Source organism: Streptomyces sp. NPDC045955, from assembly GCF_056430805.1.
The window spans coordinates 543157-556596 of the sequence record NZ_JBWKKY010000001.1 but is presented as its reverse complement, the minus strand read 5'-3'; the positions used below and the strand labels follow the sequence as shown (position 1 = coordinate 556596).

Here is a 13440-nt window from a genome sequence, read left to right as displayed (position 1 = left end):
ACGGGTGGTGGCCCCGGTGGGTCGGCCACCGCCCGTGACGGGGAACTGCCGGTTTACTCGGTGCCGGGGGTCTTGCGCGTGGTGACGTTCATCCGGTTCCACGCGTTGACGGTGAAGATGAGCGCGATGAGCTGGGCGAGCTCCTTGTCGTCGAAGTGCTTCGCGGCCTCGGTGTAGACCTCGTCCGACACACCCTGGGGCAGGAGGGTGACGGCCTCGGTCAGCGCCAGAGCGGCCCGCTCCTTCTCGGTGTACAGGCTCGACTCCTCCCAGGCGGAGAGCTGGTAGATCCGCTCTTCCCTCTCGCCGGCCTTGCGGGCGTCGGAGGTGTGGTAGTCGATGCAGTACGCGCAGTGGTTGATCTGGGAGGCGCGGATCTGCACCAGCTCGAGCAGGACCGGGTCGAGCCCCTCACGGGCGGCGGTATCGAGCGCCAGGACTGCCCTGAAGACCCTGGGGGCGACGGCGGAGAAGTTCATGCGCTGAGGAACCTGAAACGTTGTCATGCCTCAAAGTTAAGAAGGGAAGTGACCCAAGGTATGGTGCATTTCCATGTCAGAAACATGGGTCAATGTTTCTGAGCCCGGGACCGTTGGAGCTGAACCGTGCCAGGCCGCGGGAATATGGAGTTGTCGGCGCCGGCCGGGCCCGGAGTGGAGAAGGCAGCCGAACGGGCCGTGGAGGTTGCGTGCGACCTCGCGGACCTCGCGGGCGTGGACGGCTGGAGCACGGTGGCCGCTGAGGACGTCCTTGACGCGACCGACGTCCTCACCGACACCCTTGGCGGCGCAGGGGCGGAACTAGCGCAGGCCCTCGCTGTGGTGCCAGCCGCCACCACCGGCGCGCCGACGCCTGGACATCGCTACGGATGCCCAGGTGCCCGGGCGAGACGTTGCGGCGTCGGGGCCCCATGGAACGCGGCCGGGAGAGAAGGCCTCCCCAGCGTCGCGGGCTCGGTCCGGGCTCCCGAGGCATCCGTACGGACCGCTGAATGCCTGATCGGGCAACTCAGGGATACATGGGGCGCCATGGCCGGCCGCTTCATCGAGCAGTTCCCGGCCTGGCCGCGGTAGGGGTGTGTGTCGACGTCCGTGACCGCGTTCGGCAGCAGGGGCAGCACCGCCTGGGCGTCCTTGAGCACGGCGACCGCGTCGCCGATGAGGCCCTTCGTAGTCGTCCTGATGCTGGTGGCGGGCAGCGTGGTCTTGGGCGAGGTCGTCGTGCTGGTCGCCGCGCGCCGTGCCGGTCTCCCCGCGGCCCCATGTCCTCTCTTCGATGACGCTAATTGTGCGGCGCGGCGGTTGTGCCACTCGGGTCAAGGAGAAGACTGGGGAGTTGTCAGGACTGGCCCAAAGCACGGCTCCGTCAACGCTCTTCCGTACTTTTGGCCGGTACACGATGAGCTTCGGCTCTCTAGCCTGAGCGGCATGAAGACAGGGGATCGGCCGACAAAGCCGACTGGCATGATGTCCACCATCGGGCTCGGCGCCGTGTTCAGCCTGGGGGTCGTCTTCACGACGTTCATGCTCATGGACAGCTGGGGCGGCGCCTCCGGGGTGTTCGGTTCCGCCGTCTCGATCATCGTGGGTGGCCTCGCGCTGATGCGCGAGCGGCAGAGGATGCAGACCGCGATCGCGGGCCTGGCCGTGACGGCCGTCGCCGTGTCCCTGATCGCCGGGGACGACCTGCCGCAGGAACCCGCGCCCATCACGGCGCTCGCTCTGTCGGTGCTCGTCGGCTCCGCGATCAGGACGCTGCCGAGGGGGCCGGCTGCCGGGATCGCCGTGGGCGGCGTCGTGGTGACCGGGGTCACCTGGTTGAACGGGTGGACCGGCGTGACCCTGGCCACGACGGGGATGATCGCCGCCCTCGTGACGGGGCTGGTGCTGCGCGGTCACGCCCGCAACGAGCGCGCCAACGCCCCGGCTCCGCAGTGCCTCCGGGCCAAACCGCCGCGACCGGGGCAGCCGTCGGCGCGGACGACCGGGAGGACCAGGGCGGACACGCCGTGCATGGGCGGTCCGTCGGGCTCCAGGTCCCAGCGGTCGAGGAAGCCGGCCGTCAGGTCCGGCAGTTCCTCGATGAAGGCGCGGCCCGCCTCGCCGTTGTACTTCTCCTGTGACGCTGCCAGGTCCCGGGGGATGTCGATCACTTTCGGCACGGTAGTGGGGTGCGCCCGGGCGCGGCATGCGATTTACGCGGCATGCGATTCAACAGGCGTGACCTCGCCTCAGGGCTCCAGGACCACCTTTCCGATCGTCCCCCGGCTCTCCAGCGCGCGGTGCGCGGCCGCGGCCTCGCGGAGCGGGAAGCGTTGTACGGCCGGGGTCAGACGGCCGGCGGCGGCCTCGGTGAGGGCGCGCAGTTCGAGGGTGCGTACCGGGTCGGGACCGCCGGCCTTCTGGAGCATCACGGGGCCGAGGACCTGCTCGGAGACGCCCTCGACGAGGTAGGGACCGCCCTCGTGGATGCCTTCCGCGGACCAGCCGAAGACGACGTGCTTGCCGCCGGGGCCGAGCAGGGCGACGGCCTCGCGGGCCACGTCGCCGCCGACGCCGTCGAAGACCACGGTCGCGGCCCGGCCGCCGAGGTGGGCCCGGACCTTCGCGGGCCAGGACGGGTCCTTGTAGTCGACGGCGAGATCGGCGCCGCCCGCCTGCACGCGGGCGACCTTCTCGGGCCCGCCGGCGAGGCCGACGACCGTGGCGCCGGCGTTCCTGGCGTACTGCACGAGGAGCGTGCCGATGCCGCCGGCCGCGGCCGGGACGACGACCACCGAGTCGGGGCCGAGTTCGGCGAACTGCAGGATCCCCATCGTCGTACGGCCCGTGCCGATCATGGCGACGGCCTCGGCGAAGTCCAGGTTCCGCGGGATCTCGTGCAGGCGCTCGACCTCGGTGACGGCCAGTTCGGCGTAACCGCCCGGGACGAACCCGAGGTGGGCGACGACCCGCTTGCCGAGCCACAGGTCCGCGACGCCCTCGCCGAGCGACTCGACGACGCCGGCGACCTCGCGGCCGGGGATGGTGGGCAGGGGCGTCGGCTCGGGCGCCGGACCCTGCCCGCCCTCGCGCAGGGCGGTGTCCAGGAGGTGGACGCCCGCCGCCCGTACGGCGACACGGACCTGGCCGGGGCCCGGCCGCGGGTCCTCGACCTGCTCGTAGGTGAGGTTCTCGGCCGGGCCGAAGGCGTGCAGGCGGATGGCGTGCATGGGAGCTCCTTGGTCGGGTTGTCCGGTGTCCCAGTGGGGTCGTGCGGTGCGCCCAGCCTTCAACCTCAAGCTTGCTTGAGGTCAAGCTCCCGCCGGCCGAGTGCCAACGACACCGCCGTCAGGGCGCTGTTGAAGGAGACCTCCGACAGCACACCCGGGGCCGCGACCTGGTCGCCGGCGAGGTAGACACCGTCGCCCCGGTCCACGGAGGGCCGGTCGCGCCAGCTGGTGCCGGGCAGGTCGACCGCGCCCGTACGGCCGTTCGCGACGGCCTCGCGCCGCCAGGTGACGCGCTCGCGCCAGCCCGGGAAGCCCAGGTCGAGCAGCTGCTCGCCACGGGCGGTGCCGTCGGCCTTGGACTCGTGCGGGGCGATGGGGATCTGCCCCTGGATGAGCTGCTGACCGGCCGGGGCGAGGCTGCGGTCCTGGGCGGTGAACCGTTCGAGCCAGCCCGGCGCGTCGAGGTCGGACACCGCGAACGCGTCCCCGCGCCGCGTCCGTACGGCGAGGTCGACGAGGACGGTACGGCCGCTCGGCCAGGTCAGGGAGTCGTCGCCGAGCAGGCGCCGGGCGGCGTCGAGGGAGGTGGCGACGACGACCGGCGTGTCGGTGGGGAGCGTGTCGACGCGGGAGAGGGTCTCCATCCGGACGCCCAGGTTCCAGGCGCGGGCGGCCATCCGGTCGATGAGGGTGGCCCAGCCGCCGCGCGGGTAGTGCGCCTCGGGCGGCAGCTTGGTGGCGCGGCGCAGCCGCTCCTGCACGAACGCGGCCGACAGGGAGCCGGGGTCGTGGTGGAAGAGGGCGACGGCCGAGTAGTGGGCGGCGGCCCGGGCCCCCTCCTCGCCCGCGATGCCGGTCGCCCAGGTCAGGAAGTCGACGTCCACGGGCGCCTGTTCGGAGGTCCGGCGCAGCAGCTTCAGCATCGGGAAGGGCGGGGTGCGGCGCAGCACGCCGTGGTGCCGCAGCCGTAGCCGGGCGGCTTCCAGGGGTGGGATCGGGGCGAGCGGCCCGATCAGGTCGCGCTGCTTGAGCCAGGCCCAGTGCGGGCCGCCGTTGTAGAGGGCGTGCGGGCCCTCGTTCGTGCGGTAGGGGCCCTCGGCGGTGCGGGCCCGTCCGCCGAGGGTGTGGTGGGCTTCGTGGATGGTGACCTTGGCGCCCGCCTCGGCGGCGGTGATGGCGGCGGTCAGTCCGGCGAAGCCGCCGCCGATGACGGTGATGCGGTGCATGGCTGGGGGTCTCCTTGGACTCGACGACACTCTTCGGCACGCTTCTGGGAGTACGACCGTTCGACGGCCCCGGAATGTGACATGGCCCCTTACCGGGCAGGTCAGAGGCTGTTGTCAGTGGGGTGATGCAGCATGGGCGCATGGCGAGGAGTGCGGCGGGCGGCAGGGGTCCGGGCGGTACGGGAGCGGGCCGTACGCGGGTGAAGGCGGCGCGACGACCGGAGATCCGGCTGCCCGCGCTGGAGCCCTTCACAGGCGGCGGGCTGGAGCCGGACGGGGACTACGACGGGCTGGAGTTCCGGGAGGCGGATCTCGCGGGGCAGGACGGGGCGGGGGCCCGCTTCCTTGACTGCGCCCTGACGGAGTGCGCGCTGGACGAGGTCCGGCTGCCGCACGCCTCCGTCCTGGACTCGGTACTCACGGGCGTCCGGGGCGTCGGCACGCATCTCGCCGAGGCGACCCTGCGCGACGTCGAGCTGATCGACGCCCGCCTCGGGGGCACGCAGATGCACGCGGCGGTGCTGGAGCGGGTGCTGATCCGCGGCGGCAAGATCGACTGTCTGAACCTGCGCATGGCCCGGCTCAGAGACGTCGTCTTCGAGGGCTGCGTCCTGGTCGAGCCGGACTTCGGCGGTGCCCGCCTGGAGCGCGTGGAGTTCGTGGACTGCGCGCTGAAGGGTGCGGACCTGCACGCGGCGACCCTCAAGGACGTCGACCTGCGCGGTGCCGTGACACTGGAGATCAGCCGCGGCCTGGACCGGCTGGCCGGGGCGGTGATCAGCACGGGCCAACTGCTGGACCTGGCACCGGTGCTGGCGACGCAGTGGGGGATCAGGGTGGAGGGCTGATCACCCGCTCAACTCCCGTACCAGCCCCAGGTTCCCGCCCGTTCCGGGCAGTCGTAGGACTGGTGCAGTGCGATCAGGGCGTTGATCAGGCGCGGGTCCACCTCGTGGCTCAGCAGCCGGTAGTCCTCGGCCACCGCGCGGAAGACGAGATGGGCGCGGCGTGAGGTGTCGCGCCAGATGATGCGGCGTGGCGGTCCGAAGCCGTCGCCGTCTCCCGCCAGAAGGGCCCAGATCAACAGCAGCAGGTACACCGGAAAACCAACAGGCCACCACAGCGCCCACCACACCAGACGGCCCTCGTACCCCTGGAGGGCGGGGCCGGTCACCGGTTCGACGGTCCAGCGCCTGCGGCCCCAGCGGAAGGCGCGGCGGCGCCGCAGCGTGATCCGCCCGAGCGGCGCGCCGTGGGGATCCTGCACCTGGTACACCGCCGGACGCCCGCTCAGCCGGGACCCCAGGGCCTGCTCCGTGACCACGCGGGCGACCGGCGTGCCGTCCTCGGCCCGCAGATGGAAGGCCCGCAGCGAGCGGAGCCGGTCGGGAGCGGGGCTGTCGGGGTCACGGCACAGCCGGACGGAGGTGCCCTGCCCCATTCCGTCGCCGCTGACGACGGCCGGTGGGTGCACCCTGTAGTCCAGCCCGTAGGTCACACGCCCCGGCGTCATGCTCCCGCTCTCCCCGTGTGTGTCAGGTACCGATCACGGCCAAGGGTGTCACCGCGGTCGTCGGCTCCGTCAGGAGACCCTGGGGAAACGCGCCTGGAGCGTCCAGATCGCCGGGTTCTCGGCGAGGTCGTCATGCAGGTCGGTGAGGTCGGCGATCAGGTCGTGCAGGAAGTCGCGGGCCTCGCGGCGCAGTTCGGAGTGGGAGACGGTGAGCGGGGGCTCCTCCGCGCGCATCCAGTCGGCCTCGATGTCCACCCAGCCGAAGCGGCGCTCGAACAGCATCCGGTCGGTGGACTCGGTGAAGTCCAGCTCCGCCCGCTGCGGCCGGGACGCCCGCGAGCCCGCCGGGTCCCGGTCGATCCGCTCCACGATGTCGCACAGCGCCCACGCGAAGTCGAGTACCGGCACCCATCCCCAGGCTGTGGACACCTCGTGGTCGGTCTTGGTGTCCGCCAGGTAGACGTCACCGCAGAACAGGTCGTGCCGCAGGGCGCGGACGTCCGCGCGGCGGTAGTCGGTCTGCGGCGGGTCGGGGAAGCGGTTGGAGAGGGCGTAGCCGATATCGAGCACGGAGGTGATGGTGTCACGCGGCCGTAGGATCGCGATCGTGGCCCGATCTGTACGTCTTGTCCCCGCGCTGACCGCCGTTCCCGTCGCCCTGGCCCTCACCGCGTGCGGCGGAGTCCACGGCGGCCCGGGCGGCTCCGGCGTGCGCGACCCGTACCTCCCGAAGGCCGGCAACGGCGGCTACGACGTCACCCACTACAACCTGCGCCTCGACTACGCCCCGGACGCACACCGCCTCACCGGTACGGCCACCCTGACAGCCCGGGCCACCGAGGCCCTCTCCGCCTTCAACCTCGACCTGCTCGGCCTGGAGGTCGGGAAGGTCACGGTCGGCGGCGAGACCGCCCGCTGGAACCGTGCCGGGCAGGAGCTCACCGTCCGGCCGCGCGAGGATCTCGACCGGGGTGAGACGTTCCGCGTGACCGTCGCCTACTCCGGGGCGCCCGAGACCGTCACCGACCCGGACGGCTCGCAGGAGGGCTGGCTGCGCACGAGAGACGGGGCGCTCGCGCTGGGCGAACCCACCGGGTCGATGGCCTGGTTCCCCGGCAACCACCACCCCTCCGACAAGGCGGCGTACGACCTCACGGTGACCGTGCCGCGCGGGCTGCGAGCCGTGTCCAACGGGGAGCTGCGCGGCGAGACGACCGCGCGGGGCCGGACGGCCTTCCGCTGGCACACCGCCGAGCCGATGGCGAGCTACCTCGCCACGCTCGCCATCGGCCACTACGACATCTCCCGCTCCGCCGCCCGGAAGGGCCTGCCCGCGTACACGGCCGTCGACCCGGCGGAGAAGGAGGCAAGCCGCCCGGTCCTCGCGCGCCTCCCCGAGGTCCTGCGCTGGGCGGAACGGCGATTCGGCCCGTACCCCTTCTCCTCGACCGGCGCGATCGTCGACCGCGCGCCCGGCATCGGCTACGCCCTGGAGACCCAGAGCCGTCCCGTCTTCCCCGGCGCCCCCGACATCACCTTCCTCGTCCACGAACTCGCCCACCAGTGGTACGGCGACTCCGTCACGCCGGAGAGCTGGCGGGACATGTGGCTCAACGAGGGCTTCGCGACGTACGTGGAGTGGCTGTGGGAGGAGGACCACGGCGGCGAGACGGCGCAGGAGACCTTCGACGCGCTGTACGACCACGGGGAGAAGACCTACGAGGATCTCTGGTCCTTCCCGCCGGCGAAACCCGTGGACGCCGCGCACCTCTCCGGAGCCCCCGTCTACCAGCGCGGCGCCATGGTCCTCCACAAGGTCCGCCAGGCGGTGGGTGACGAGGTGTTCGCCGACATCCTCCGGGGCTGGGCGGCGGACCGTCGCCACGGGAACGCCGACACGGCCGACTTCACGGCGTACGTCGAGAAGCGGGCGCCCGGGAAGGACTTCGACGGGATCTGGGAGGACTGGCTGTACGGGGAGGGGAAGCCGGAGCGGGCCTGAGGGCGCGCCAGGGGGCCCTAGGACGCCGGGTCGGGGACGTATCGGGGGCGGGCCGGGGCCGGGGACGGGGAAGCCCCCGGGCCGGTGGACCGGCGCCGGGGGCTTCTGCCCCGTGTGAGGGCGTCCGTCAGACGTTCACGCCGAAGTCCTGGGCGATGCCGACCAGGCCCGAGGCGTAGCCCTGGCCGACGGCGCGGAACTTCCACTCCGCGCCGTTGCGGTACAGCTCGCCGAAGACCATGGCCGTCTCCGTGGCCGCGTCCTCCGACAGGTCGTAGCGGGCGATCTCGGCGCCGCCGGCCTGGTTGACGATGCGGATGTAGGCGTTGCGCACCTGCCCGAAGTTCTGCGAGCGGTTCTCGGCGTCGTAGATGGACACCGGGAAGACGATCTTGTCGATGTCGGCCGGGAGGGCGGCGAGGTTGACGTTGATCGCCTCGTCGTCGCCGGCGCCCTCACCCGTGCGGTTGTCACCGGTGTGGACGATCGAGTTGTCCGGGGTCTGCTTGTTGTTGAAGAACACGAAGTGGGCGTCCGAGTAGACCTTGCCCTGCGTGTTGACCGCGATCGCGGACGCGTCGAGGTCGAAGTCCGTGCCGGTGGTGGTGCGGACGTCCCAGCCGAGGCCCACGGTGACAGCGGTCAGGCCCGGAGCCTCCTTGGTGAGCGAGACGTTGCCACCCTTGGACAGGCTTACAGCCATTGTTGGGAGTCCCTTCCCTCGTTTACGTACGGCAAAGAAGCTACAGCTACCCCCATGAACGTGGAGAGGGGTACGCGAGGTTCCAGGTCCTTTACTTTCTTTACGCGCGATTATTCGGGTGACGTGGACCGGTCAGGAGCGGGAACATGGAGGGCATGTCTGGTCCCCACGTCATCCGCGGCTCCGTCTCCCTGCCCGAGGCCGAGCTCATCTGGCGTTTCTCACGGTCGTCGGGGCCGGGCGGGCAGCACGTCAACACCAGTGACTCGAAGGTCGAGCTCAGCTTCGACCTGGCGAGGACCGAGGCGCTGCCCGAGGTGTGGAAGAAGCGGGCGCTGGAGCGGCTGGCCGGGCGCCTGGTCGACGGGGTCGTCACCGTGCGCTCCTCCGAGCACCGCTCCCAGTGGCGCAACCGCGAGGCCGCCGCCGTACGCCTCGCCGCGCTCCTCGCCGAGGCGACCGCACCCCCGCCCAAGCCCCGCAAGCCGACCCGGATCCCCCGGGGCATCAACGAGCGGCGGCTGCGCGAGAAGAAGCAGCGCTCGGAGACCAAGCGGGGGCGCGGCGCCCAGAACTGGAACTAGACCAGCTCAAGCACCCCTACCGTCTGGCCCCCGCTGGTCTCCCCGTTCGGGCGGAAGCCGAGACCCAGGTAGAAGTCCGCCGGGCCGTCGGGGCCGGGATGCCAGGTGACGTAGAGCTGCTTGGTGCCGCGCCGGCGGAGTTCCTCCGCGACGGACTCGACGGCGAAACGGCCGTAACCCCGGCCCTGCGCCCCGGCCGCGATGTTCAGCCGCCACAGGCCTGAGCGCAGCACGCTGCCGTCCTCGTACCAGTCGATGTCGAGGAAGGCCATGAGGAACCCGACCGGGCGGTCGCCGTCGACGATCAGGCGTGGCCAGGCGACGCCGGGATGCACATAGGCCTCGGCGAGGGACTTCACGACCGGGGCGACCGCGTGTTCCTGGTCGGGGCGAACGCGGATGCCGAGCGCGGCGTCGAGGTTCCTGGCGGTGATCTCTTCGAGGCGAGGGCCCGTCGTTGTCATGCGCGCACCCTAGGCACGCCGATCACCCCGGGCCACCGGATTTCCGCCTCACCCCAGGTGCCGGTACCGCCCCCGGAAGTACGTGAGCGGCCCGCCCTCGGCGCTCGGCACGCGGGCCGTCAGGACGCGGCCGATGACGAGGGTGTGGTCGCCGGCCCGGACCCGCTGCTCGGTGCGGCACTCCAGGACGGCCAAGGCGCCGCCGACCAGGGGCGCGTCGGTGTACTCGCCGCGTGTGTACGGGATGTCCGCGAAGAGCAGACGGTCGCTGACGCGGCCCTTCATGGCGAAGCGGCCCGCGATGTGCCGCTGGCTCTCGGAGAGGACCGAGACCGCCCACAGGGGCTGCTCGTCGAGCAGCTCGTCCATCCGGGAGCCCTCGCGCAGGCTCACCAGCACCAGGGGCGGATCCAGGGACACCGACATGAAGGCCGTGGCCGTCATGCCCACGTCCTCGCTGCCCGGCGCCGAGGGGTCGTCCGGGTCGAGCGGCGGCTCCTGCGCGGTCACCAGGACCACGCCCGAGGCCAGCCGGGACATGGCGGCGCGGAACTCGTCGTTGCTCACCCCCTCAGCATGCCCGGAGGCGGGCGGCGGAATGATCGCGGACGGGACAGTGGGAGTGTTCGGCACACCCGAAACGCTAATCTCCGTCTCCGGCGCCCCGCATCGGGCTCCCGCCCGATCACGGTCTTAGGACCTCCGACGGGCTTCAGGCGGACTCCCCACGGGCTTCCGACTGACTCCTGACGGGTTTCCGGCGGGCTCCCGGCGGGCGCGGGGGAAATATAGGTGCGCTCCTGGCAAAGTTTGCGTTCGGTAGCCGCACGTGAAGAACGCAGAAACTCCACTCAATTGTTCAGGTTTGCCTGTGACTTGAGTCACAAGGGGCAGGAATTGTTGACCCTGTGTACCGAGTGGGCAGCGCGCTGTGATTCAGTGGCTGGGAAGCTGCCAGGACGATACGCCGATGAGAACCCTTGATTCGCTGCGAGGTCTCGGGGGGAGGGCGAGCATGGAGACCGAGTCGGAGCCCTACGTCCGCCTTGCCTCCCTGCGGCAACTGCACCAGGTCATGGCCGACATGAACACGGCCCGCAGCCTGGCGGACACACTGCAGACCGTCGCGGAGGGCGTCGTCGCCGCCCTCGGGTACGAGCTGGCGTGCGTGAACCTCGTACGACCCGACGGCGACCTCGTCGTCGCCGCCTTCGCCGGGAACCCGGCCGCCGAGGCCCTCATCACCGGCCGTGTCGGCTCACGCGAGTCCTGGGAACGCCGCCTCGGCATGGGCGAGCACTGGGGTGACCTGGTGTTCATACCGCACACCGAGGGCTGGGTCCTCGACGACGACGACGTCCCGCAGTGGTACACCGACGGCCCCGCCCCCCGCTTCGAGGACGAGTGGCATCCGGCCGACCGGCTCTTCGCCCCGATGTACGCGCCCGGCCCGCAGGGCAGCGCGGCCTGCGGCGAGCTGATCGGCGTGCTGTCCGTCGACCGGCCGCGCAACGGCCGCCGCCCCGGCGCCTGGGGCCGCGAGGCGCTCCAGATGTACGCCTTCCAGGCCGCCATCGCGATCAGCAACGCCCGGCTGCGCGCCAACATGCAGCGGGCGCTCGTCCGGCTGGAGCGTGAGCAGCAGGCGCTGCGGGCCAGTGAGGAAAGCTTCAGGCAGGCCTTCGAGTACGCCCCGTCCGGCATGGCCATCGCAGAGATGGGCGGCGACCAGCACGGCCGCATCCTGCGGACGAACGACGCCCTGTGCCGGCTGCTCGGCCGCCCCGCCTCCGCGATGCGCCGCTACTCGTTCTCCGACCTGGTCCACCCCGAGGACATAGGCACCCTCCTGCGCACCTCCGCCGAGGGCGGACGGGCCGAGCTGCGCCTCGGCCGCCGGGACGGCACCTACGTCTGGGTCAGCCTGCGCAACAGCGTGGTCGCGGACGCCGCCGACGGCCCGCGCTTCCTCCTCACCCACGTCGAGGACATCGAGGAGCGCAAGCGCCGCGAGCTCCAGCTCGCCCACCGCGCCTCCCATGACTCGCTCACGGGCCTGCCGAACTCCGCCGAGCTGCGCTCCCGCCTGTCCGCCCGGCTGTGCCAGCGCGCCGCGCCGCCGCACCCCGGCATCGTCGAGTCCCATGACGCGGCCTTCGGCCACCCCGCCTTCGACGCGATCGGCCACGCCTTCGACGCCGGGCCGAGCACCGAGCCGTTCGACGCCTACGACCACCATGTGCACACCGTCGCCCCGGACGGCGACCACGACGACGGCACCAAGGGCCTCGCCGTCCTCTTCTGCGACCTCGACGGCTTCAAGTCGATCAACGACCGGTTCGGGCACAACGCGGGTGACGCGGTGCTCATCGAGGTCGCCCGCCGGCTGAGCAACGGTGTCCGCGACGGCGACACCGTCGCCCGGCTGGGTGGCGACGAATTCGTCATCCTCGCCGACGGGCTCGGCCGCGCCGACGCGCAGGACCTCGCGGTCCGCCTGCGCAACGAGATCATCCAGCCCATCCGTGCCGAGGGGCGGGCCGTCCGGGTCGGCGCCAGCTTCGGCATCGGATGGGCACACTGTGGAATGACGGCGGACGAAGTGTTGAAATCCGCTGACGAGCGGATGTACGTCGAGAAACGATCTCGTCCCAAACAACACAGACGCGCCGGGTGATGCCCAGGTCAGCGAGTTGATGCGGTCTGAGTCACCCGTTTGGGTCTCTGGGAGCGGGTAGGCTCGCTTACTCACCCGTGTACCGCATGCACCGCACCTGACTGAGGAGACCAAGGGATGACGCCCGGCAACAACGGCGCGAGCACGCCCGAGGACGACGACCCGTTCGGCTATCTCTACGCCGACGGGCAGGCCAACGGGGCCCAGCCGCCGTCCGGGGGCTACGGCTACCCGAACTCCGTCAACCGGGTGCGGGCGGTCGGCACACGCCAGTACGGCCAGCAGCCGCAGGCGAGCCAGACCGCACCGTACGGCCAGGTCCCGCAGCAGAGCGCTCCCGGCCGGCCGAACGCGCACTACGCGGCACCGGAGACACTGCCCGGCGGCGCGCCCACCGCGCAGCAGCAGGTACCGGGCGGCGGCGGTGGCGGCCGGGGTGGCCGCGGCCCCAACACCAAGGGCCTGCTGATCGGCGCCATCGCGGTGGTCGCCGCGGTCGTCATCGGCATCGGCGTGGCCATGCTGGGCGGCGAGAAGGACAAGGACGAGCCCGACAACCAGGCCAACCCGGGGCCGACCCAGTCCCAGGCGTCGAAGCCGAGCCCGTCGAGCAGCAAGGGCGGCGAGAGCCAGGTCGAGCTTCCGAAGACCGACGCCAAGACGCTGCGGCTCGGGCCCGGCGTTTCGACGGCGTCGGACATCAAGGGCGCGAAGGCCGACGGTGGCGTCTATGTGACGGGCTTCAACCACGTCGGAGCGACCGTCACCTGGACCGTCGACGGCATCAAGAAGGCCGGCACCTACCGGCTGTACGTGCGCTATGGCATCCCGGGCGTGGACGCGAACGCCACGCTGGTCGTCAACGGCAAGCCCCAGGACCGGCCCGTCAACATGAAGAACTTCGGCAACCTGCCCAAGGGCGACTGGGAAAAGGGCTGGCAGGAGACATGGTCCAACGTCAACCTGTCCGAGGGCACCAACACGATCGAGCTCGCCTGCAACGAGGGCAACCAGTGCGACGCGAACCTCGATCAGCTCTGGCTCCAGAAGTGACGGCCCC

The 13440-nt window shown here is 71.4% G+C and carries 13 protein-coding genes and 1 pseudogene; 5 read left to right on the top strand and 9 right to left on the bottom strand.

Annotated features, from left to right (window positions below):
• Positions 1-53 precede the first annotated feature (53 nt).
• From AC07F0_RS02570 to AC07F0_RS02555, 4 genes and pseudogenes are all read right to left on the bottom strand, one after another.
• Entirely contained in the window at positions 54-506 is a 453-nt protein-coding gene (locus AC07F0_RS02570) for a carboxymuconolactone decarboxylase family protein (protein ID WP_478973266.1), read from the bottom strand.
• Positions 507-1960: 1454 nt separating this feature from the next.
• A pseudogene (locus AC07F0_RS02565) lies at positions 1961-2152 on the bottom strand (hydroxyurea phosphotransferase); the annotation flags it as partial.
• A gap of 78 nt (positions 2153-2230) precedes the next feature.
• Positions 2231-3211 carry a zinc-binding dehydrogenase gene (locus AC07F0_RS02560; protein WP_478973264.1) on the bottom strand — a complete coding sequence of 327 codons (981 nt, stop codon included), beginning with the start codon at positions 3209-3211 and terminating at the stop codon, positions 2231-2233.
• A gap of 65 nt (positions 3212-3276) precedes the next feature.
• Positions 3277-4437, bottom strand: a complete 1161-nt coding sequence (locus AC07F0_RS02555) for an FAD-dependent oxidoreductase (protein ID WP_478973261.1) — start codon at positions 4435-4437, stop codon at positions 3277-3279.
• Positions 4438-4577: 140 nt separating this feature from the next.
• Here AC07F0_RS02555 and AC07F0_RS02550 point away from each other — a divergent pair, with 140 nt between their 5' ends.
• On the top strand, positions 4578-5285 hold the full coding sequence (locus AC07F0_RS02550; protein ID WP_478973258.1) for a pentapeptide repeat-containing protein: 708 nt from the start codon (positions 4578-4580) through the stop codon (positions 5283-5285).
• Positions 5286-5293: 8 nt separating this feature from the next.
• On the opposite strand, the gene AC07F0_RS02545 is transcribed toward AC07F0_RS02550, so the two are convergent.
• On the bottom strand, positions 5294-5950 hold the full coding sequence (locus AC07F0_RS02545) for a hypothetical protein (protein WP_478973255.1): 657 nt from the start codon (positions 5948-5950) through the stop codon (positions 5294-5296).
• Positions 5951-6019: 69 nt separating this feature from the next.
• Positions 6020-6520, bottom strand: coding sequence for a hypothetical protein (locus AC07F0_RS02540; protein ID WP_385657589.1), 501 nt, complete (start codon positions 6518-6520; stop codon positions 6020-6022).
• Positions 6521-6557: 37 nt separating this feature from the next.
• Here AC07F0_RS02540 and AC07F0_RS02535 point away from each other — a divergent pair, with 37 nt between their 5' ends.
• Positions 6558-7952: a M1 family metallopeptidase gene (locus tag AC07F0_RS02535; protein WP_478973252.1), complete on the top strand. Its 1395-nt coding sequence runs from the start codon at positions 6558-6560 to the stop codon at positions 7950-7952.
• Positions 7953-8079: 127 nt separating this feature from the next.
• Here the strand turns inward: AC07F0_RS02535 and AC07F0_RS02530 are convergent, their stop codons facing one another.
• Positions 8080-8655 (bottom strand): TerD family protein, encoded by a 576-nt coding sequence (locus tag AC07F0_RS02530; protein ID WP_010035999.1) that lies wholly within the window; start codon positions 8653-8655, stop codon positions 8080-8082.
• Positions 8656-8801: 146 nt separating this feature from the next.
• Between AC07F0_RS02530 and arfB the strand changes: the two genes are divergently transcribed.
• Entirely contained in the window at positions 8802-9239 is a 438-nt protein-coding gene (gene arfB, locus AC07F0_RS02525; RefSeq protein WP_478973249.1) for an alternative ribosome rescue aminoacyl-tRNA hydrolase ArfB, read from the top strand.
• Here arfB and AC07F0_RS02520 read toward each other — a convergent pair.
• Both AC07F0_RS02520 and AC07F0_RS02515 read right to left on the bottom strand, forming a co-directional pair.
• Positions 9236-9703, bottom strand: a complete 468-nt coding sequence (locus tag AC07F0_RS02520; protein WP_478973246.1) for a GNAT family N-acetyltransferase — start codon at positions 9701-9703, stop codon at positions 9236-9238. The genes arfB and AC07F0_RS02520 overlap by 4 nt on opposite strands.
• A gap of 48 nt (positions 9704-9751) precedes the next feature.
• Positions 9752-10336: a flavin reductase family protein gene (locus AC07F0_RS02515; protein ID WP_436726625.1), complete on the bottom strand. Its 585-nt coding sequence runs from the start codon at positions 10334-10336 to the stop codon at positions 9752-9754.
• A gap of 382 nt (positions 10337-10718) precedes the next feature.
• Here AC07F0_RS02515 and cdgB point away from each other — a divergent pair, with 382 nt between their 5' ends.
• Both cdgB and AC07F0_RS02505 read left to right on the top strand, forming a co-directional pair.
• The gene (gene cdgB / locus AC07F0_RS02510; protein ID WP_436726626.1) at positions 10719-12380 is read left to right on the top strand and encodes a diguanylate cyclase CdgB; all 1662 of its coding nucleotides are present in this window, start codon (positions 10719-10721) and stop codon (positions 12378-12380) included.
• A gap of 117 nt (positions 12381-12497) precedes the next feature.
• Complete coding sequence (locus AC07F0_RS02505) at positions 12498-13433, top strand: carbohydrate-binding protein (protein WP_478973243.1); 936 nt, start codon at positions 12498-12500, stop codon at positions 13431-13433.
• Positions 13434-13440: the final 7 nt, after the last annotated feature.

What these genes read in the sequence shown, in the direction of transcription:
- AC07F0_RS02545 (WP_478973255.1), bottom strand. Translation starts at nt 5,950, where the DNA reads ATGACGCCGGGGCGTGTGACCTACGGGCTGGACTACAGGGTGCACCCA.
- AC07F0_RS02560 (WP_478973264.1), bottom strand. Translation starts at nt 3,211, where the DNA reads ATGCACGCCATCCGCCTGCACGCCTTCGGCCCGGCCGAGAACCTCACC.
- AC07F0_RS02555 (WP_478973261.1), bottom strand. Translation starts at nt 4,437, where the DNA reads ATGCACCGCATCACCGTCATCGGCGGCGGCTTCGCCGGACTGACCGCC.
- cdgB (WP_436726626.1), top strand. Translation starts at nt 10,719, where the DNA reads ATGGAGACCGAGTCGGAGCCCTACGTCCGCCTTGCCTCCCTGCGGCAA.
- arfB (WP_478973249.1), top strand. Translation starts at nt 8,802, where the DNA reads ATGGAGGGCATGTCTGGTCCCCACGTCATCCGCGGCTCCGTCTCCCTG.
- AC07F0_RS02505 (WP_478973243.1), top strand. Translation starts at nt 12,498, where the DNA reads ATGACGCCCGGCAACAACGGCGCGAGCACGCCCGAGGACGACGACCCG.
- AC07F0_RS02530 (WP_010035999.1), bottom strand. Translation starts at nt 8,655, where the DNA reads ATGGCTGTAAGCCTGTCCAAGGGTGGCAACGTCTCGCTCACCAAGGAG.
- AC07F0_RS02550 (WP_478973258.1), top strand. Translation starts at nt 4,578, where the DNA reads ATGGCGAGGAGTGCGGCGGGCGGCAGGGGTCCGGGCGGTACGGGAGCG.
- AC07F0_RS02570 (WP_478973266.1), bottom strand. Translation starts at nt 506, where the DNA reads ATGACAACGTTTCAGGTTCCTCAGCGCATGAACTTCTCCGCCGTCGCC.
- AC07F0_RS02520 (WP_478973246.1), bottom strand. Translation starts at nt 9,703, where the DNA reads ATGACAACGACGGGCCCTCGCCTCGAAGAGATCACCGCCAGGAACCTC.